The organism is Cellulomonas sp. P4_H4 (assembly GCF_056400865.1).
In genome coordinates this window covers 80,088-99,079 of sequence record NZ_JBFUKL010000009.1, presented here as the reverse complement: position 1 = coordinate 99,079, position 18,992 = coordinate 80,088, and the positions used below count along the sequence as shown (strand labels likewise).

The window sequence follows — 18,992 nt, the reverse complement described above, 5'->3', positions numbered from 1 at the left end:
GACCGGGATCCTGGCGCGGTGGGCAGCGGCATGGAGCTGGAGATCACCGGCGAGGTCTGGCACTGGCGCGGTCCGGCGCCGTACCACTTCGTCACGGTGCCGGCGGCCGAGAGCGCGAGCATCAAGGCAGTCTCGTCGGCGGTCACCTACGGCTGGGGCATGATCCCCGTCCGTGTCGGTATCGGGTCCACCTCCTGGGAGACGGCGCTCTGGCCCAAGGACGGGCTCTACGTCGTGCCGCTCAAGGACCGGGTGCGCGAGGCGGAGGACCTGCAGCTGGGCGACACGGTCACGGTGCACCTCACGGTGTTACCCCCGCGCTGACCCGTCGAACGCCGCGCGCCAGAAGTCGGTGAAGATCGGCGTTGGCTGCGCGGCAGACCACGCGTCGGTGGTCAGCAGGATCGCGATCGTGTCGGTCACCGGGTCGGTCCACCACGTGGAACCCATGCCTCCGTCCCACCCGTAGCTGCCTGCGTGGCGACCGTCCGAACGGTTCGCGACGCCGACCCCGATCCCGAGTCCCCAACCCTCGGCGTGCTCCGGGTCGTGCGCTCCGACCGACGAAGTGACCATCTCGGCGAAGCGTTCGGCGGGGAGCAGGGAGCCGTCCCGCAGCGCGGTCGCGAACGCGTGCAGGTCGTCGACCGTCGAGACCAGGCCGGCGGCCGCGTCGGCGAACGCGGGGGGCCGTGACCACTGCCCGTCCGGCGCGTCGTACACGTCCTCCCCGGTCCACACGGGCTGGAGCCGGTGCAGCTGGTCGGCGGGCACGTGGAAGGCCGTGTCCCGCATGCCGAGCGGCCCGGTCACCCGTGAGGCCAGCAGGGAGGGAAGGGACTCGCCTGCGGCTCGGGCGAGCAGGACGCCGAGCACCTGCGCGCCCGTGTTGTAGAGCCACGTCGTGCCGGGCTGCGCGGACAGCGGTACCTCGCCGACGATCCGCAGCCACTCGTCCGGCGGTGGGAACTGCTGTGGCGCGGGCGGCCCGACCGGGAGCCCGCGCTCGGCGAGCGCGCCCAGGACCGTGCCGGGGAACGGCCCCGCGAAGTCCATGCCCAGGCCGAGCCGGAACTCGAGCACGTCCCGCACCGTGATCGGGCGGTCGGCGGGCACGGTGTCGTCGAGCGCGCTCGTGGGCGTGCGCAGCACCTGGCGGTGTGCGAGCTCGGGCAGCAGGTCGTCGACCGGGCCGTCGAGCGACAGCGTGCCGTCTTCGACGAGGGTCATGGCCAGTGCCGCGACGACCGGCTTGGTCACCGACGAGATGCGGAAGAGATCCTCCCGTGTCGAGCTGCCCGCGGCGCCCGCCGACACGACACCTCCCCGGTCCACGAGCCATGCGGCGCCGCGCACCGGATGGTCGACGTGCCGCTCGACCGCTGCCCGCACCAGGTCCATCCGAACAGCCTGCCTGACGGGTCTGACACGGCCCTCCGGGCCGCTGCTCTGGCGCGGTGTAGAGAGACCGTCTACCGCGGGCGCACCGACCCGTCCCAGTACGACTGGCGCGCGGGCTCCTCGACGACCTGCTGGACCAGTTCGAGGCCTGAGCGCCGCCCCCATCGACCGATCGACGTCCGTTTGGTACGGTCCTGCAACAGGGATGCAACTTGCAGCAACGTTGCAGGACGCATCTTCCGAGGACCTGGCAACGGTGCCGGTCCTTCCGAAGGGACTCCCATGCGAACAACGACGATCGCCACCCGCCACCATCGACTCGCCGCGCTCGCGGCCGCCGCGGCCCTCGCCGTGACCGGCCTGGTCGCGGCCTCTGTGCCCAGCACCGCGTCCGCCCCCGTGCACGCCAAGGGCGACGTCATCCTCAACATGTTCCAGTGGACGTGGAGCTCGGTCGCGGCCGAGTGCCCGGCCAGCGTCGGCCCGGCCGGCTACGGCTACGTCCAGGTCTCCCCGCCGCAGGAGCACGTGACCGGCTCGCAGTGGTGGACCTCCTACCAGCCCGTCAGCTACAAGATCGAGTCCAAGCTCGGCACACGCACGGAGTTCAAGGCGATGGTCGACGCCTGCGCGAATGCCGGGGTCGGCGTCATCGTCGACGCGGTCATCAACCACACCACGGGCGCGGACCGGGGCAGCGGGGTCGGGGTCGCGGGCACGTCGTACGGCATCGACTCGACGCCGGGCGTGCCGTACGGGTACGACGACTACAACACCTGCCGGACGGACATCTCGAACTACGGCGACCGGTACCAGGTGCAGAACTGCCGGCTCAGCTCGCTGCAGGACCTGAAGACGGGCTCGGACTACGTCCGCGGCAAGATCGCGGGCTACCTGAACGACCTCATCGGGCTGGGCGTCGCGGGCTTCCGCATCGACGCGGCCAAGCACATCCCGGCGGCCGATCTGCAGGCCATCAAGTCGCGGCTGACCAACCCGAACATCTACTGGGTCGAGGAGGTCATCGCCGCGTCCGGCGAGCCGGTGCAGCCGTCCGAGTACTGGGGCTCGGGTGACACGCACGAGTTCAACTACGCGCGCACGTTGAAGTCGCGGTTCGAAGGGAACATCAAGGACCTTCGCACCCTCTCCGACGGGCTCGTCCCGTCGGCGAACGCCGGGGTCTTCGTCGACAACCACGACACCGAGCGCAACGGCCAGACGCTCACCTACAAGTCGGGCGCCCGTTACAACCTGGCCAACACGTTCATGCTCGCCTACCCGTACGGCTCGCCGGCGGTCTATACGGGCTACCGGTTCAGTGACCCGCAGGCCGGAGCGCCCGGGTCGACGAGCTCGGACGTGTCGGACGCGAGCTGCTCGTCGGCCGACTGGACCTGCGTGCAGCGCTGGACCGACGTCGCCGGCATGGTGGGCTTCCACAACGCGGTGGCCGGTACGGGCGTGACGGACTGGACCGACGACGGTTCGAACCTCATCGGCTTCGGCCGTGGCGCCAAGGGGTACGTCGCGATCAACAACTCCGGCACGGCGACCACCCGCACGTTCACGACGTCCCTGCCCGCGGGCACGTACTGCAACGTCATCGCGGCGACGGACTGCACGGCCAAGATCACGGTCGCGTCGGGCTCGTTCACGACGACGGTCCCCGCGTTCGGTGCCGTGGCACTGCACGTCGGCGCGACGAGCACCGGTGGCGGGACGGACCCCGGCAACGGCTCGACGACGACGACGGTGTACTACTCGACGACCCCGGGCTGGAGCGCCTACAAGATCCACTACCGGGTCGGCACCGGTGCGTGGACCGCAGTTCCTGGCGTCGACCTGACCGCGGCCTGCACGGGCTGGGTGAGCCGCACGATCACGACCGGTGGCGCGACCGTCACGGCTGCGTTCAACAACGGCTCGGGCACGTGGGACAACAACGGCGGGCGTGACTACTCGCTGACGGGAGCGAACGTCGCGGTGTCCGCCGGCGTCGTGACCGCATCGAACCCGTGCAGCGGCCCCATCGCGTCGAGCGGCGCGACCTTCAAGGTCACCGCGAGCACGGTCCTCGGCCAGAACGTCTACGTGGTGGGCGACATCTCCGGCCTCGGGGCGTGGAGCCCGGCGTCCGCGAAGCCTCTGTCGGCGGCCACCTACCCCGTCTGGGCGGGCACGGTCGACCTTCCCGCGGGGACCTCGTTCCAGTACAAGTACATCAAGAAGGACGGCGCGGGGAACGTGACCTGGGAGTCCGGGGCCAACCGGACCGGCACCGTCGGCTCGGGCGGGACCGTGACGTTCACGGACACCTGGCGCAGCTGATCGCCGACGACGGCCGCTGCACCCGCGTCACCGGGGTGCGGCGGCCGTCGACTCGCGCACGATGAGCTCGGGGGCGAACAGGAGCTCGGTCCGGGTCGGGTGGTCGCCGGCGAGCTCGGAGAGCAGGGCGTCGACCGCCGCCCGGCACATCGCCTCCACGGGCTGCCTGATCGTGGTCAGCGGCGGATCGGTGTACGCGACGAACGGGGAGTCGTCGTAGCCGATGATCGACAGGTCGTCCGGCACGCGCAGCCGGTGCGAACGCGCGGCGCGCAGGGCGCCCAGGGCCATGACGTCCGACCCGCAGACGACCGCGGTGTGACCCGCGGCCAGCAGCTGGGTCGTCGCGGCCTGACCGCCCTCGAGCGTGTACAGCGAGGTGGCGATGTGGGTCGCGGCGTCCTCGGCGTCGGCGGCCAGCCCGCTCGCGACCAGTGCGTCGGTGAACGCGGCGATCTTGCGCTGGGCGGGTACGAAGCGCTCCGGGCCGATCGCCAGACCGATGCGGCGGTGCCCGAGGGACACCAGGTGCCGCACCGAGAGGTCGATGCTCGCGACGTCGTCGGGCGACACGAAGGGCGCGTCGATGTCGGGCGCGTAGCCGTTGATCAGCACCATCGGCAGGCCGGAGGCACTGAGTCGCTTGTAGCGCGTGAGGTCCGCGCGCGAGTCGGCGTGGAGCCCGGACACGAACACGATGCCGTCCACGTTGTGGCGGAGCAGGACGTCGACGTACTCGGCCTCCGTGGTGCCGCCCGGCGACTGCGTGCACAGCAGGGGCGTGAACCCCCGTGCCGCCAGCAGTGTCTCGATGACCTGCGCGAACGCGGGGAAGACCGGGTTGGTGAGCTCGGGCACGATGAGGCCGATCAGGCCGATCGGGGTCGACGTCAGGCTCGAGGGCCGTTCGTAGCCGAGCACGTCCATCGCGGCGAGCACGCGCTGGTGGGCATCCTCCGAGACGCCGACCTTGCCGTTGAGAACGCGCGAGACCGTGGCCGTGCTGACCCCGGCCTGAACTGCAAGGTCCGCCAGACGTGTCCGCACGAGCGCACTGTACCCGGCGGGCTCGGCCGCGTGACCTGCGACGAAGGACCCGGGGTGGCGATCGAGATTCGGGCAGAGTTCGCCGCAACCTCCCTGGGCGGTGACATGATGGCCCCCGCTCAGCCGCGACGACTCCGGAGCGGCGGCGCCACGGGCCGACGACGACCACACACGGGAGACTGCGATGCGCCGAGGGACGAACCTGCCGCGCGTGGCCGGGTTCAACCAGACGGTGATCCTCGACGTGGTCCGGCGCGCGGACTCGGGGCTCACCCGGGCGCAGCTGGCCCGCCGCACGGGCCTGTCCGCGCAGACGGTCACGAACGCGACGCGTCGGCTCCTCGAGCAGGGCCTGGTCCGCGAAGAGGGTGAGAGCTCGCGTCCCGGCCCGGGCCGGCCGGGCACGCTCGTGCACCTCGACCCGAGCGGACGGTACGCGATCGGCGTGCACCTGGACCCCGCCGTCATGACGTTCGTGATCCTGGACCTGGCCGGGACCCCGGTCGCGCAGTCCCAGATGCCGACACCCCTCCCCGACCAGCCGGACCAGGTCATCGCGGGCATCGTCGGAGCGATCGAGAGCCTGATCGTCTCGGCGGACATCGACCGCTCTCTGCTGCTGGGTGTCGGGATCGCCACCCCCGGACCGATCGACGTCGACCGGGGCGTGGTGCTCGACCCGCCGCACCTGCCCGGCTGGCACGGTGTCCCCCTGCGCGACGACGTCGCCTCCGGTACCCACCTGCCGGTCATGCTCGACAAGGACACGATCGCGGCGGCGTCCGCGCACCTGTGGAACCCGGGCGTGCACCGGTCCGCCGAGTTCGCGTTCTTCTACCTCGGCACGGGAGTCGCCCTCTCGCTGGTGATCCGCGACGAGGTGGTCCGTGGCATCTCCGGGAACGCCGGCGAGTCCGGTCACTTCGTCGTCGACCCCACCGGTCCGGACTGCGAGTGCGGCAAGCGGGGCTGCCTCGGCGCGCTGCTCCGGGCCGAGATGCTGGTCCAGCAGGGCCTCGATGCAGGGGTCGAGCTGCCGACCGGCGACATGACCGACCCGCGCGACATCGACCTGGCGTTCAGCGCGCTGTGCGTGGCCGCGGACGAGGGCGACCAGCGGGCGATCGGCGTGCTCGAGCGAGCCGGTCGGCGGCTCGGCATGGCCGCCACGGTGATCACCGACCTGTGCGACCTGGACACCGTGATCGTCGGCGGACCCCTGTGGTCGCGCATGGAGCGGCACGCGATGCCGGGCATGTCGAAGCTCGTCTCCGAGCACCACGTGCCCAGTGGCGCGCACTCGGTCGCCGTGCTGGGATCTCCGTTGGGACCGCAGGTGGGTGCCGTCGGGGCAGGGTGCCTGGTGCTGAGCCAGGCGTTCACGCCGCGGCCGTCCGACCTGATGCTGCTCGCCTGAGAGCTCGCTTCACTGGTGGGTCCCCGGCGGTTCGCCGGGCAGATCCTGAAGTGTCCGATCGTTATCGATCCGAGATGTGTGTACTCTCGACTTTAATAAGTCCTTTCGCGTTAATATTACGCGACGTGCGGCGACGAAGCCCGGCACGCGAGGAAGCACAGGAGCAAGGGAGCCCCCATGCGTCTCAAGTCAACGATGGCAATGGTCTCGGTCGTGGCGCTCGGCGCGCTCACCGCGTGCAGCAGCGGCGACGGCGGCAGCAGCGACGACGCCAGCGGCGGTGACACGACCGTCACGGTCGCGTACCAGAAGACCACCGCGTTCCACCAGCTCGACGACATGCTGCAGGTGGCGAAGACCCAGTTCGAGGACGCCAACCCCGGCATCACGATCGACCTGCAGCCCATCGAGGCGGAGCAGGACCAGTACTTCACCAAGCTCGCACTCATGAACGGCTCCCCGGAGACCGCTCCCGACGTGATCTACGAGGACACGTTCCAGATCCGCTCGGACGCCGCGGCCGGCTACCTCGCCCCGATCGACGACTACCTGGCCAAGTGGGACGAGTGGGGCCAGTTCTACGAGAACGCCAAGCAGGCCGGCCTCGGCGACGACGGCAAGACCTACGGCGTCTCGATGGGCACCGACACCCGCGCCATCTACTTCAACAAGACCATCTTCGAGCAGGCCGGGCTCCCCGCCGACTGGCAGCCGGAGAACTGGGACGACATCATCTCGGCGGCCAAGACCGTCAAGGAGAAGGTCCCGGACGTCATCCCGCTGAACATCTACGCGGGCAAGGCGGCCGGTGAGGCCACCACGATGCAGGGCTTCGAGATGCTCCTGTACGGGACGAAGGACACGCTGTACGACACCGACTCGAGCAAGTGGGTCGTGGGCTCGCAGGGCTTCAAGGACTCGCTCGACTTCGTGAAGACGGTCTACGGCGAGGAGCTCGCGCCGCCGCTGGACATCGCGCTCGACGCGGCGGTCGGCAACCGCGTCAGCACCGAGCTGCTGCCCCAGGGCAAGCTCGCCATGGCGATCGACGGCTCGTGGGTGCCCGGTGGCTGGATCTCCGGCGAGAACGCGTGGCCGGAGTGGGAGCAGACCATGGGCATGGCGAAGATGCCGACTCAGGACGGCTCCGACCCGGGCGCGACGTCGATGTCGGGCGGCTGGACGCTCGCGGTCGGTGCCAACGCGAAGGACAAGCAGGCGGCGTTCGACTTCATCACGACCGCGCTGAACAAGGAGAACACCTTCAAGTACGACACCGAGAACAGCCAGATCGCCGTCCGCAAGGACGTCGCGGAGGACCCGGCGTACGTCTCCTACAACCCGTCGTTCGCGTTCTTCTCCGACCTGGTCGACGTGACGCACTTCCGCCCGGCGACGCCGGACTACTCGCAGATCTCGTCGAACATCCAGGTCGCAGCCGAGGCGATGGCGACCGGCCAGCAGTCGGCCGAGGATGCGGCGAAGGCGTACGACGAGGCCGTGAAGGGCATCGTCGGCGACGACAACACCACGACGACGGACTGACTCCGTCGTGGTTGATCTCGCACTGCCGACGCAGGCAGGCCGTGGGCGGGGGCACCAGAGCCCCCGCCCGCGGCGGCGGTCCCGCCGCGACGGGTTCTTCCGGATCCTCCCGCTCGGCCCCGCCGTCGCCCTGCTCGCGATCTTCCTGGCCGGCCCGATCGTCTGGTCGCTCTACGGGTCGCTGACCAACACGGCACTCACCGGCTACAAGGCGGCGAACCCGCAGTTCATCGGGCTCGAGAACTACGCCAACCTGTTCTCGAGCGCCGACTTCTGGAAGTCGCTCTGGCTCACCGTCCTGTTCGTGCTGGCCTCGGCCGTGATCGGGCAGAACGTCCTGGGGATGCTGCTGGCGCTGCTCATGCGGTCGGCGGCGAAGCCCATGCGGTCCATCGTCGGTGGCCTGGTCGTCTGCGCCTGGGTCCTGCCGGAGATCGTCGCGGCGTTCGCGCTCTACGCCTTCTTCTCCACCGACGGCACGCTCAACACGATGCTCGGCTGGTTCGGGATAGCGAACACCACGTGGCTCATCACCTTCCCGATGTTCGCGGTCATCATGGCGAACATCTGGCGGGGGACGGCCTTCTCGATGATGGTCTACAACGCGGCGCTCGCCGAGGTGCCGCCCGAGATCACGGAAGCGGCGGAGATCGACGGGGCGAACATGTTCCAGCGCTTCTTCCAGATCACGCTGCCGATGATCCGGCGGTCGATCTCGACCAACCTCATGCTCACCACGCTCCAGACGCTCGGCGTGTTCACGCTGATCTGGGTGATGACGGGCGGCGGGCCGGGCACCAACAGCTCCACGCTGCCGGTGCTCGCGTACCAGGAGGCGTTCAAGTTCTCGCAGGTGGGCTACGGCACCGCCATCGCGACCGTGACGCTGCTCATCGGAGCGATCTTCTCGGTCGTGTACATCAAGGCGCTGAAGCCGGAGGTGGACTAGATGTCCGTCATTGACACCCCTGCACCTCCGATCGTCCCGCCGACGCTGCGGGAGCAGACGGCGCTGGCCGCCCCGCGCAGCCGGAACGTGAAGTGGGTCAGCACGCTGATCCTCGGGCTCATCGGCCTCACGTTCCTGGTGCCGCTCGCCTGGATCCTGCTCTCGGCGTTCGACCCGGCTGCCACGGTCGGCGTGAAGGTGCCGGAGAGCCCGACGTTCGACAACTTCAAGGACGTGTTCACCTACCAGCAGACGCTTCTGCCGCTGTGGAACTCGTTCGTCATCTCGATGGGCACCGCGCTCATCACCGTCGTCGTCTCGGTGCTCGCGGCGTACCCGCTGTCGCGCTACCAGATGCGGTTCCGGCGCTCGTTCCTCTACACCATCCTCTTCGCGACCGGCCTGCCGATCACCGCGATGATGGTGCCGGTCTACTCGCTCTTCGTATACCTGCACCTGCTCGACTCGGTGCCCGGGACCATCTTCTTCATGGCCGCCGCCGGGCTGCCCATGTCGATCTGGATGACGAAGAACTTCATGGACTCGGTGCCGATCTCCCTCGAGGAGGCGGCGTGGGTGGACGGCGCGAGCGCGATGCGGGCACTGGTGGCGATCGTCCTGCCGCTGATGAGGCCGGGCATCGCCGTGGTCTTCATCTTCTCGTTCACGACGGCGTGGGGGAACTTCTTCGTCCCGTTCGTCCTGCTGTTCAGCCCGGAGAACCAGCCGGCTGCAGTGGCCATCTTCAACTTCTTCGGGACCTACGGATCGGTCGCGTACGGGAAGCTCGCGGCCTTCTCGATCCTGTACGCCGCTCCCGTCCTGGCGCTCTACCTGCTGGTCCAACGGCTGTCCGGTGGCTCGTTCGCCATGGCCGGCGCCGTCAAGGGCTGACACCACACACGTACGGAAAGAGGAGCACATGCACGGCAACCCCCTGCTCACCGAGGCCCGGATCGACCGGTTCGTGGCCGAGCGGATCGTCCCGGCGATCTACCGCGACCGGGTGGCGCTCGACCTGACGGCATGGTCCGCACCCGGTGAACCGGTGCTGTTCCGCGACGCGGTCAGCCAGTCGTTCGAGCCGGTCGGCCCAGGTCTGGCCTGGGGTGCTCCCTGGAGCACGACCTGGTTCCACGTCACCGGTGCCGTCCCCGAGGGGTGGCCCGCCGCGGGCACGTCGGTCGAGCTCGTGATCGACCTGGGCTTCAACAAGGACAACCCCGGCTTCCAGGCCGAGGGACTGGTCTGGCGCACAGACGGAACGACGATCAAGGGCGTCTCGCCGTTCAACCAGGCGGTCCCCTGGTCGGAGGGGGCCGCGATCGACGTCTTCGTCGAGGCCGCGGGCAACCCGAACATCGCGAGCAACTTCGGCTTCGTCCCGACGCCGTACGGCGACCTGGCGACCGCCGGCACCGAGCCCCAGTACGAGCTCAAGGTCGTCGACGTCGCGCTGCGTGACATCGCGGTGTGGGAGCTGTGGCAGGACCTCGTCGCCCTGGTGGGGCTGATGAAGGAGCTGCCGGCGGAGTCCACGCGCCGGGCCGCCATCCGGTACGGGCTCGACGCGGTGATCGACCTGGTCGACCCGCACGACGTGCCCGGCGGCGCCGCAGCGGCTCGGTCCGCTCTGCGTCCCCTGCTCGACGCCCCCGCCTCGGCGTCGGCTCACCGCGCGATCGCGGTCGGGCACGCGCACATCGACTCGGCGTGGCTGTGGCCGCTGCGCGAGACCGTCCGGAAGTGCGCGCGCACGTTCTCCAACGTGCTGGCCCTCATGGACGCCGACCCGGACTTCGTGTTCGCGTGCTCGTCGGCCCAGCAGTACGCGTGGATGAAGGAGTTCTACCCGGACATCTTCGACCGCATCCGCAAGAAGGTCGCCGCCGGACAGTTCGTGCCCGTGGGCGGCATGTGGGTCGAGTCGGACACCAACATGCCCGGCTCGGAGGCGATGGCCCGGCAGATGGTGGCCGGCAAGCGGTTCTTCCTGGAGGAGTTCGGCGTCGAGACCCAGGACGTCTGGCTCCCCGACTCCTTCGGGTACTCGGGCGCCCTCCCGCAGATCGTCCGCGCCGCGGGGTCCAGGTGGTTCGTCTCCCAGAAGCTGTCCTGGAACGACACCGACCGCATGCCGCACCACACGTTCACGTGGGAGGGCATCGACGGCTCGCGCGTGCTCACGCACTTCCCGCCGGTCGACACGTACAACTCGGACCTGTCCGCCAAGGAGCTGCTGCACACCGAGGCGAACTTCAACGAGAAGGGCGTCGCCGCGTCGTCGATCGTGCCCTTCGGCTGGGGGGACGGCGGTGGCGGCCCGACGCGGGAGATGATCGCGTCGGCACGACGGTTCGAGAACCTCGAGGGTGCGCCGCGCGTCGAGCTGGGCAGCCCGAACACGTTCTTCGAGCGTGCGGAGTCGCAGTTCACGCACCCGGCCGTGTGGTCGGGCGAGATGTACCTCGAGTTCCACCGCGGGACGTACACCTCGCAGGCGCGCACCAAGCAGGGCAACCGGCGCACGGAGCACCTCCTGCGTGAGGCGGAGCTGTGGGCCGCCACGGCCGCTGTACAGAACGGGACCGAGTATCCGTACGACGAGCTCGAGACGATCTGGCACACCGCGCTCCTGCACCAGTTCCACGACATCCTGCCGGGCAGCTCGATCGGCTGGGTGCACCGCCAGGCCGAGGAGACGTACGCCCGCGTGGGCGGCGAGCTCGAGACCCTCATCTCGGAATCGACGGCTGCGGTCGTCGGGTCCGGGGACACCCCGCTGCTGCTCAACGCCGCACCGCACACCCGCGACGGCGTGCCGGCGCTCGGCGCTGCACCGGTCGCGGAGCCGGTCGGCGACCCGGTCCACCTCGTCCGCGGCGAGGGCGGGAGCATCCGCGTGCGCAACGGCCTGATCGACGTGCACGTGACTCCGGGCGGTCAGATCGACTCGCTGGTCGACCTGGTCGCGGACCGCGAGGTCGTCCCCGCGGGCTCCCTGGCCAACCTCCTGCAGCTGCACCGGGACACCCCCGCCAAGTGGGACGCGTGGGACATCGACACCGAGTACCGCCGGGTCGCGACCGACCTGCTCGACGCGGACTCCCGCGAGGTGGTCACCGAGACCGCCGACGTCGTCGTGGTGCGGACCACGAGGGCGTTCGGATCGTCGGTCGTGGTGCAGGACCTCACGTTCCGGCGGGGCAGCGCGGCGATCGAGATCGTCACAGACATCGAGTGGCGCGAGCGGCAGAAGCTGCTCAAGCTCGCGTTCCCGCTGGACGTGCACGCCGACCGGTCCGCGGCCGAGACGCAGTTCGGCCACGTGTTCCGCGCGACGCACACCAACACGTCGTGGGACGCGGCCCGGTTCGAGATCTGCGCGCACCGCTGGCTGCACGTCGGTGAGGCCGGCTACGGCGTCTCGATCGCCAACGACGCCACGTACGGGCACGACGTGACGCGGCGAGAGGGCGGCACGGGCACGACTGTCCGCCTCTCGCTCCTGCGGGCGCCGGTCTTCCCCGACCCCGAGGCCGACCAGGGCCACCACCGGCTCACGACGGTGCTGCACCCTGGCGCGGACATCGCCGCGGCGATCGAGGACGGCTACCGGACCAACCTGCCGGCGCGCGTCGTGCAGGGTGCCGGACCGGTGACCCCGCTGGTCGTCGTCGACAACCCGGCGATCGTGGTCGAGGCCGTCAAGCTGGCCGAGGACCGCAGCGGGGACGTCATCGTGCGGCTCTACGAGTCGCTCGGCGGACATGCCAAGGCCACGCTCACCCCGTCGTTCGCCGTGGCGGGTGCGCGAGCCGTGGACCTGCTGGAGCGGGACGTCGAGGCGCCGGGGGTCGCCGCGGCCGACGAGGCGGTGCAGCTCGCACTGCGCCCGTTCCAGATCGTCACCCTGCGCCTGCCGCGGGTCTGAGGGGACCCCGACGCGGGACACCCTGGTGCGGCGGAGGAACGGGAGAACCTCCGCCGCACCACGACGCCCGGGCTAGCCGAACAGGTCCTCGAGGAAGCTGCCCGGGCTCTTCTTCTTCTTGGCGCGGTAGTAGTCGTCGTCGCTCCGGTAGCGGTCGTCGGTGCGAGGGGGCTGGCCCTGGGGCTGGGCCTGCGGCCGGGTCTGCGGCTGCTGTGCTTGCGGGGATCCGTAGTAGGCACCCTCCGCGTCGATCAGCCGCTCGAGCTCGCCGCGGTCCAGGAACACACCTCGGCAGCCGGTGCACTGGTCGACGGTCACGCCGTTGCGCTCGTACATCCGCATCTCGGCGCCGCACTTGGGACAGATCATGGGGAGCTCCTCCAAGGGACTCTGGTGTCTGGCTTCCCCGGTGAACGATCAGAGGCGCTCGAGGGTTTCCGGAACCGTGGCCGTGGTCGTCTCCACCGGTGCGGCGGCGGGTCCCCGCCGCGTGTCGAGCACCTGCGCGGCGGCGACCACGATGAGCCCGGCGACCGGCACGACGAGGAGACCGACACGGAGCGAGGTCTGGTCGGCGATCAGGCCGACGACCGGCGGCGAGAGCAGGAACCCGACCCGCATGAGCCAGGACAGGACGGCCAGTCCGGTGCCGGCACGCAGACCCGGCAGGCTGTCGGCGCCGTGCATGGCCGACGGCACCAGGGTCGCGATGCCGAACCCGGCGGCCGCGAAGCCCGCGATCGTGCCGGGCACGGTCGGGAACGCGAGCGCGAGACCCATGCCGACGGCGACGAGCGCCCCTCCGGAGCGGGCCATCGCGCGGTGCCCGAAGCGGTCGACCATGCGGTCGCCGATCGTGCGCCCGACGAACTGCGCACCGGTCAGCGCGATGAACCCGAAGGCCGCGACCGACAGCGGGGAGCCGAGCGACGTCGACAGGTAGACCGCGCCCCACGTGCTGCCGGAGTCCTCGACGATCGAACCGGCCGCGGCGATGAGGACGAGCGCGGCCATGGTGGCGACGACGGCCGGCGACCAGCCGCCGCGCCCGGAGCCGGGTGCGTCCGACGTCGGCCGGTCCTCCTCGTCGTGACCCTTCAGGAGGAAGCGGTAGGCGCCGAGCACGACGACCGAGAACAGCACCGCGGACAGGCCCAGGTGCAGCCCTCGAGACATGCCGACCGCGACCGCGGCGGCACCCATGAGCCCGCCGGTGACCGCCCCGATGCTCCAGACCGCGTGGAACGAGTTGAGGATCGAGCGACCGTAGCGGCGCTGTACGCGCAGACCGTGGGCGTTCTGCGCGACGTCGGTGATCGCGTCCATCGCACCGGCCAGCAGGAGCCCGAGTGCGAGCAGCGCCCACGTGCCGGAGACACCGGCGGCGAGCACGCCGGCCGCGGTGAGGATCGTTCCGGCGACGGAGACCCGTGACGAGCGGAACCGCCGGATCAGCACCCCCGCGGCGAGCCCGGCCAGCAGCGCCCCGACCGGGAACGCGGCGATCGCGAGGCCGTACTGCGCGTTGCTCAGACCGAGGTCGTCCTTGATCGCGGGGTACTCGGGGAACAGGTTCGCGAAGACCGCCCCGTTGGTGAAGAACAGGGCGGCTACCGCGGCGCGGGCCCTCGTGTCGGAACGGGTCTCCGACGTCTTGACGTCACGCAACGCGCACCTCCACGCCGGCCCGGCGGACCTCGTCGAGGGTGTCCTGCGGGGTCTCGTCGTCGGTGACCAGGACGTCGAAGTCCGCGATCGGGCACACGACCGCCAGCGCGGTGCGGACGAACTTCGCCGCCTCACCGACGAGGATCGTGCGCCGGGCGCTGAGCATCGCGGCGCGCTTGGTGGCGGCCTCGACGTCGTCGTACGCGGTGACGCCGTCGGCCAGGGACAGACCGCAGCAGCTGATGATCGCGGTGTCGACCCGCAGGGACCGCAGCGAGGCCTCCGTCATCGGGCCGACGAGCGAGCCCTCCCCGAACCGCGAGGTGCCACCGGGAACCTTGAGCGTGGTCTCGGCGCTCCCCGACAGCACGTGCGCGGCGGGCAGCGACAGGGGAACGACGGTGAGCCGGCGGCCGACGAACCGGCGGGCCACCGCCAAACCGGTGGTGCCGCTGTCGAGGATGACGGCCTCGCCGTCCGCGATCAGGTCGGCGGCCATCGCGGCGATCCGCTCCTTGGCCGCCGACGACTCGACCTCACGCAGCGCGAACGGGAGCTCCTCGCCGCGCAGCAGCAGGCTGACCGCACCGCCGTGCACGCGTCGCAGGGCGCCGGCCGCCGCGAGCGCGTCCAGGTCGCGGCGGACCGTGACCTCCGAGGTCTCGAGCTCGAGGGCGAGGTCGGCGACCTCGAGGCGTTCGGTCTCGCGCAGGCGCTGCACGATCAGGTGCTGGCGGGTGGGGCTGTCCATGGGTTTAAACATACGCGACGAACTTACGAACGCAAGTATCGAGTGATCGTTTGCCCGACTTCGCCAACTGTCGTCGTGGAGGATTAGTCTCGTCGGTGGACAAAACCACCGAGAGGAACACATCGCTGTGAAGACCTTTACTCTCCCCGGCACCGACATGGTCGTCCCCAACGTCGTGCTCGGGCTGATGCGGATCCAGGACAAGTCCGACGACGAGGTCCGTGAGCTCGTCTCCGCGGCCCGCGACTCGGGCATCGCGTTCCTCGACCACGCCGACGTGTACGGCAGCCCTCTGCACGGCTGCGAGCGCCGGTTCGCCGAGGCGCTGCGCCTGACCCCGGCCGACCGCTCCGAGGTCATCATCCAGACGAAGGCGGGCATCGTCCCCAGCGGCCCGTACTTCGACTTCTCGTACGAGCACCTCGTCGAGTCGGTCGAGGCGTCGCTCCTCGCGCTCAACACCGACTACATCGACATCCTGCTGCTGCACCGTCCCGACGCACTGGTCGAGCCCGAGGAGGTCGCGCGCGCGTTCGATGCCATGGAGGCGTCCGGCAAGGTGCGTGCGTTCGGCGTCTCCAACCAGACGCCCGGGCAGATCGAGCTGCTCAAGCGCTACGTGGAGCAGCCGATCGTCGCCAACCAGCTGCAGCTGTCGATCACGCACGCGTCGCTCGTCGCGCAGGGCGTCGCGTCGAACATGGCCGACCTCGACCAGTCGATCAGCCGCGACAACGGCATCGTCGACTACTGCCGCCTCCACGACATCACCATCCAGGCGTGGTCCCCGTTCCAGGCCGGCTTCTTCACGGGCGTCTTCCTCGGCAACCCCGAGTACGCCGAGCTCAACGCCGTGATCGACCGGCTCGCCGCCCAGTACGGCGTGCCCGCGATCGCCATCGCGACCGCCTGGATCACGCGGCACCCTGCCCGGATGCAGGTGGTCCTGGGCACGACCAGCCCCGACCGCGTGCGCGGTGCGGCGCAGGGCTCCGACATCCCCCTGACCCGCGCCGAGTGGTACGAGCTCTTCCGTGCCGCAGGGCACTCCGTCCCGTAAGACGACCTGGCCCCCGCGTGGGCCGGCACGAAGGAGACGCCATGTCCTTCCAGGCATATCTCGACACCATCGAGGACAAGACCGGCCTGGTCCCCCGGCAGCTGGTCGAGCTCGCCAAGGAACGCGGTTATGACGACCCGTCCGTCAAGGCGGGCGTCATCGTCGACTGGCTCAAGGACGACTACGGCCTCGGCCGAGGCCACGCGATGGCCCTGGTGCACGTGATCAAGAAGGGGCCGACGATCAGCACCAAGCACGTCGGCACGGACGGTGTGCACCGGGACGAGTCCGAGGAGCTGTGGCTGGACGGCAAGGCGACGAACCCCGCCCGCACCTAGGGCGGCCCCCGACGCGGACTGAGGTCGAGACCGTCAGCTCGTCACGAGACCGGCAGTTGCGAGTGCCGGTCTCGTGACGGAGTGCCGGTCTCGGGAGGCGTGAGAGGGGAGCTCAGCGCCCGCGGGTACCGTGGCGCCGTGCCTGCAGCCTCGACCGGATCCGCGCGACTCGCGCGCGCATCGGTCATGGCGTCTACGACCGTTGCCCTCGCGCTGGTCGCGCACGTGCTGGGCGGCGGGGTGCCGCCCTCCACCGTGGTCCTCGGGCCGCTCGCCGCGGTGGCGCTGGCAGCGGCGGTCCCGTTCAGCGGGCGCCGGATCGGGCCGCTCGGCGCGATCGCGCTCCTCGGGACCGGACAGGTGGTCCTGCACGTCGCGTTCGACCTGCTCCGCACGATGGGCTGCGCGCCGACGAGCCCGCTGGTCACGCACGCGCACGCGGCGCAGACGGTCGACCTGGCGTGCACCACCTCCGGGTCCCACCTGGGTGCGAGCGCGCTGCTCGGCGCCTCCACCATGCTCGTGCTGCACGCGCTCGCGACGCTCGCCACCGCGCTCCTGATCGCCGGCACCGACCGAGCACTGTCCTGGATCGCACACTGGTTGCGCCCGCTCGTCGCCCTTCTCGCGCCCGCGGTGCTCCCGGCGTCGGCGTGCCTTCCTACCCAGGTCGAGACGCGGCGCGTCGCCCGTCGCCGCACCGTGGTGGTCGCCCCGCTGCGTGGTCCGCCGGTCGCGGCCACGCACGTCGCTCTGGCTGCCTGATCACGAAGGGCCACGACGTGCGCGAACGCCCGCCACCGTCGACACCCCCTTCTGGAGCTCTCGTCATGCCCTCGATCCACCGCCGTCCCCGCCGAGTCGTCGCGACATGTCCCGCGCTCTCGAGCACGCACCACCGTCCGCGCATCCTCGCCCTTGCCGTGGCCGGGCTCATCCTCGGCATGCTCGCGGTCGCCGGAGCGACCTCGGCGCAGGCGCACAACGCGCTCCGGTCGACGGACCCGGCCGACGGGTCGACGGTCGCCGTCGCACCGGACCACGTGACGCTGGCATTCGACGAGCCCGGGCTCGCGCTCGGGACGCAGGTCGAGGTGCGGAGCGCGGACGGCACGGTCGTGAGCACCGGCGACCCGCTCCTGGTCGACGCGACGGTCACGCAGACGCTGGTCGACGCCCGCCCGGCGGGTGTCTACACGGTCGCGTGGCGGGTCACCTCGGCGGACGGCCACCCGATCACCGGACAGCTCTCGTTCACGGCGACGAGCGGGACGCCGACCGTCGAGACCCCGACCCCGAGCGAGACTCCGAGCGCCAGCCCGAGCTCGAGCCCGACCGAGACACCCGTAGCGACGCCCGACGAGACGACCGACGAGGCACCCGACGACCAGACGAGTGCGCCCGTGATCGTCGTGGTCGTCGTCGCCGCAGCCGTGATCTCGTGGCTGCTCTGGCGCCGGCGCCGACCGCGTGGCGGGCCCGACGACGAGTGAGGTGACGCCCGGACCCGTCCGTCAGGACGTGCGCGACTACTGGGACGCGGTTCTAGGTTCTGGACGCGACGCGAAGAGGTTGAGCCCGAGCGCCGCGGACAGGTGCCGCGTGGCCAGCTGACCCCTGACGCTGTTCCCCGCCGTGTCGAGCCGGGGCGAGAACGTGGCCAGCGACCCTTTGCCGGGTGCCACGGTGACGATGCCGCCGGACACCCCGCTCTTGCCGGGAAGCCCGACGCTGAACAGCCACTCGCCCGAGCGCTCGTACAGCCCGCTGGTGGCCAGCGCCGCGAGGACGTGGTGGCAGATCGCGGCGTCGACCACGCGTTCCCCGGTGATGGGGTTCACGCCGCCGTCCGCCAGCGTCGCCCCCATGACCGCCAGGTCGAACGCCGAGACGAGCAGGGAGCACTGCCGGGTGTAGACGTCCGTGACCTCGAGGGGGTCGTGGGTGATGCGGCCGTAGCTCTCGAGCAGGCGGGCGATCGCCTGGTTGCGCCGGTTGTGCGCGGCCTCGGAGGCGTACACGGCCTCGTCGAGCACCAGAGGCCGACCTGCGAAGGCGGACAGGCCCGCCTGCACGAACGCCCACTTCTCGTCGCCCGTGGCCCCGGGCGCCAGGCTTGTCGTGGTGAGCGCGCCTGCGTTGACCAGCGGGTTCATCGGGCTTCCGCCGTTGAGCTCGAGCGCCATGACCGAGTTGAACGGCAGGCCGGTGTTGTTCACACCGACGGCCTCCAGGACGGCATCCGGGCCGAGGGCATCGGCGACGAGGGCGAAGACGAACGCCTTGGAGACCGACTGGATGGAGAACTCGTACCGCGCGTCGCCGACGCTGTGCGACGCCCCGTCGACCGAGACGATGCTCAGCCCGAACAGCGCGGGGTCCGCCTGGGCGAGCGCCGGGATGTAGTCGGCGACCTCGCCGTCGTCGACGGCCGCGTACCGGTCGTGCGCGTCCTGCATGAGCTGCTCGACCAGCTCGCGCCGCGGCAGCGTGCCGGTCGAGACCACGTCCAGGTCGATGTCCGCGCTCGTCATGTGCCCATAGGAGCACA

16 protein-coding genes and 1 pseudogene are annotated in these 18,992 nt (G+C 70.5%); 11 read left to right on the top strand and 6 right to left on the bottom strand.

The annotated features are described in order from the left end of the window. A partial coding sequence (locus AC1DPN_RS19380; RefSeq protein WP_477086416.1) for a DUF1905 domain-containing protein occupies positions 1-324 on the top strand: 324 nt, incomplete at its 5' end. On the opposite strand, the gene AC1DPN_RS19375 is transcribed toward AC1DPN_RS19380, so the two are convergent. Continuing rightward, positions 310-1,401: a serine hydrolase domain-containing protein gene (locus AC1DPN_RS19375; protein WP_477086415.1), complete on the bottom strand. Its 1,092-nt coding sequence runs from the start codon at positions 1,399-1,401 to the stop codon at positions 310-312. The two genes, AC1DPN_RS19380 and AC1DPN_RS19375, sit on opposite strands and share 15 nt — an antisense overlap. Before the next feature lie 282 nt (positions 1,402-1,683). Here AC1DPN_RS19375 and AC1DPN_RS19370 point away from each other — a divergent pair, with 282 nt between their 5' ends. Further along, entirely contained in the window at positions 1,684-3,732 is a 2,049-nt protein-coding gene (locus tag AC1DPN_RS19370; RefSeq protein WP_477086414.1) for a carbohydrate-binding module family 20 domain-containing protein, read from the top strand. 27 nt (positions 3,733-3,759) lie between these two features. Here AC1DPN_RS19370 and AC1DPN_RS19365 read toward each other — a convergent pair whose 3' ends face one another. Beyond that, positions 3,760-4,779: a LacI family DNA-binding transcriptional regulator gene (locus AC1DPN_RS19365; RefSeq protein ID WP_477086413.1), complete on the bottom strand. Its 1,020-nt coding sequence runs from the start codon at positions 4,777-4,779 to the stop codon at positions 3,760-3,762. 184 nt (positions 4,780-4,963) lie between these two features. Here AC1DPN_RS19365 and AC1DPN_RS19360 point away from each other — a divergent pair, with 184 nt between their 5' ends. The 5 genes from AC1DPN_RS19360 to AC1DPN_RS19340 all read left to right on the top strand — a co-directional run bounded on the left by AC1DPN_RS19360 (position 4,964) and on the right by AC1DPN_RS19340 (position 12,624). Beyond that, the gene (locus tag AC1DPN_RS19360; protein WP_477086412.1) at positions 4,964-6,196 is read left to right on the top strand and encodes an ROK family transcriptional regulator; all 1,233 of its coding nucleotides are present in this window, start codon (positions 4,964-4,966) and stop codon (positions 6,194-6,196) included. A 177-nt stretch (positions 6,197-6,373) separates the two neighbouring features. Further along, on the top strand, positions 6,374-7,741 hold the full coding sequence (locus AC1DPN_RS19355; protein WP_477086411.1) for an extracellular solute-binding protein: 1,368 nt from the start codon (positions 6,374-6,376) through the stop codon (positions 7,739-7,741). 7 nt (positions 7,742-7,748) lie between these two features. Beyond that, on the top strand, positions 7,749-8,690 hold the full coding sequence (locus AC1DPN_RS19350; protein WP_477086410.1) for a carbohydrate ABC transporter permease: 942 nt from the start codon (positions 7,749-7,751) through the stop codon (positions 8,688-8,690). Then, positions 8,691-9,584 carry a carbohydrate ABC transporter permease gene (locus AC1DPN_RS19345; protein WP_477086409.1) on the top strand — a complete coding sequence of 298 codons (894 nt, stop codon included), beginning with the start codon at positions 8,691-8,693 and terminating at the stop codon, positions 9,582-9,584. It abuts the gene before it with no gap. A gap of 28 nt (positions 9,585-9,612) precedes the next feature. Continuing rightward, entirely contained in the window at positions 9,613-12,624 is a 3,012-nt protein-coding gene (locus tag AC1DPN_RS19340) for an alpha-mannosidase (protein ID WP_477086408.1), read from the top strand. 72 nt (positions 12,625-12,696) lie between these two features. Here the strand turns inward: AC1DPN_RS19340 and AC1DPN_RS19335 are convergent, their stop codons facing one another. From AC1DPN_RS19335 to AC1DPN_RS19325, 3 genes and pseudogenes are all read right to left on the bottom strand, one after another. Then, positions 12,697-12,993 (bottom strand): TFIIB-type zinc ribbon-containing protein, encoded by a 297-nt coding sequence (locus tag AC1DPN_RS19335; protein WP_477086407.1) that lies wholly within the window; start codon positions 12,991-12,993, stop codon positions 12,697-12,699. A gap of 48 nt (positions 12,994-13,041) precedes the next feature. After that, positions 13,042-14,319 (bottom strand): annotated as a pseudogene (locus AC1DPN_RS19330) (MFS transporter); the annotation flags it as partial. Further along, a complete protein-coding gene (locus tag AC1DPN_RS19325) occupies positions 14,285-15,043 on the bottom strand; it encodes a DeoR/GlpR family DNA-binding transcription regulator (RefSeq protein ID WP_477086406.1) in 759 nt (252 codons plus the stop codon). The gene AC1DPN_RS19325 and the pseudogene AC1DPN_RS19330, both read right to left, overlap by 35 nt. A gap of 127 nt (positions 15,044-15,170) precedes the next feature. Between AC1DPN_RS19325 and AC1DPN_RS19320 the strand changes: the two genes are divergently transcribed. From AC1DPN_RS19320 to AC1DPN_RS19305, 4 genes are all read left to right on the top strand, one after another. Further along, entirely contained in the window at positions 15,171-16,103 is a 933-nt protein-coding gene (locus tag AC1DPN_RS19320; protein ID WP_477086405.1) for an aldo/keto reductase, read from the top strand. Positions 16,104-16,144: 41 nt separating this feature from the next. After that, a complete protein-coding gene (locus AC1DPN_RS19315) occupies positions 16,145-16,441 on the top strand; it encodes a DUF4287 domain-containing protein (RefSeq protein ID WP_477086404.1) in 297 nt (98 codons plus the stop codon). A gap of 138 nt (positions 16,442-16,579) precedes the next feature. After that, positions 16,580-17,206, top strand: coding sequence for a hypothetical protein (locus AC1DPN_RS19310; protein WP_477086403.1), 627 nt, complete (start codon positions 16,580-16,582; stop codon positions 17,204-17,206). 65 nt (positions 17,207-17,271) lie between these two features. Continuing rightward, positions 17,272-17,934 carry a copper resistance CopC family protein gene (locus AC1DPN_RS19305; protein ID WP_477086402.1) on the top strand — a complete coding sequence of 221 codons (663 nt, stop codon included), beginning with the start codon at positions 17,272-17,274 and terminating at the stop codon, positions 17,932-17,934. A gap of 36 nt (positions 17,935-17,970) precedes the next feature. On the opposite strand, the gene glsA is transcribed toward AC1DPN_RS19305, so the two are convergent. Then, the gene (gene glsA / locus AC1DPN_RS19300) at positions 17,971-18,975 is read right to left on the bottom strand and encodes a glutaminase A (RefSeq protein WP_477086401.1); all 1,005 of its coding nucleotides are present in this window, start codon (positions 18,973-18,975) and stop codon (positions 17,971-17,973) included. Positions 18,976-18,992: the final 17 nt, after the last annotated feature.

Coding starts and splice junctions, on each gene's coding strand:
- AC1DPN_RS19375 (WP_477086415.1), bottom strand. CDS start 1,401: ATGGACCTGGTGCGGGCAGCGGTCGAGCGGCACGTCGACCATCCGGTG.
- AC1DPN_RS19370 (WP_477086414.1), top strand. CDS start 1,684: ATGCGAACAACGACGATCGCCACCCGCCACCATCGACTCGCCGCGCTC.
- AC1DPN_RS19360 (WP_477086412.1), top strand. CDS start 4,964: ATGCGCCGAGGGACGAACCTGCCGCGCGTGGCCGGGTTCAACCAGACG.
- AC1DPN_RS19355 (WP_477086411.1), top strand. CDS start 6,374: ATGCGTCTCAAGTCAACGATGGCAATGGTCTCGGTCGTGGCGCTCGGC.
- AC1DPN_RS19345 (WP_477086409.1), top strand. CDS start 8,691: ATGTCCGTCATTGACACCCCTGCACCTCCGATCGTCCCGCCGACGCTG.
- AC1DPN_RS19340 (WP_477086408.1), top strand. CDS start 9,613: ATGCACGGCAACCCCCTGCTCACCGAGGCCCGGATCGACCGGTTCGTG.
- AC1DPN_RS19335 (WP_477086407.1), bottom strand. CDS start 12,993: ATGATCTGTCCCAAGTGCGGCGCCGAGATGCGGATGTACGAGCGCAAC.
- AC1DPN_RS19325 (WP_477086406.1), bottom strand. CDS start 15,043: ATGGACAGCCCCACCCGCCAGCACCTGATCGTGCAGCGCCTGCGCGAG.
- AC1DPN_RS19315 (WP_477086404.1), top strand. CDS start 16,145: ATGTCCTTCCAGGCATATCTCGACACCATCGAGGACAAGACCGGCCTG.
- AC1DPN_RS19305 (WP_477086402.1), top strand. CDS start 17,272: ATGCCCTCGATCCACCGCCGTCCCCGCCGAGTCGTCGCGACATGTCCC.
- glsA (WP_477086401.1), bottom strand. CDS start 18,975: ATGACGAGCGCGGACATCGACCTGGACGTGGTCTCGACCGGCACGCTG.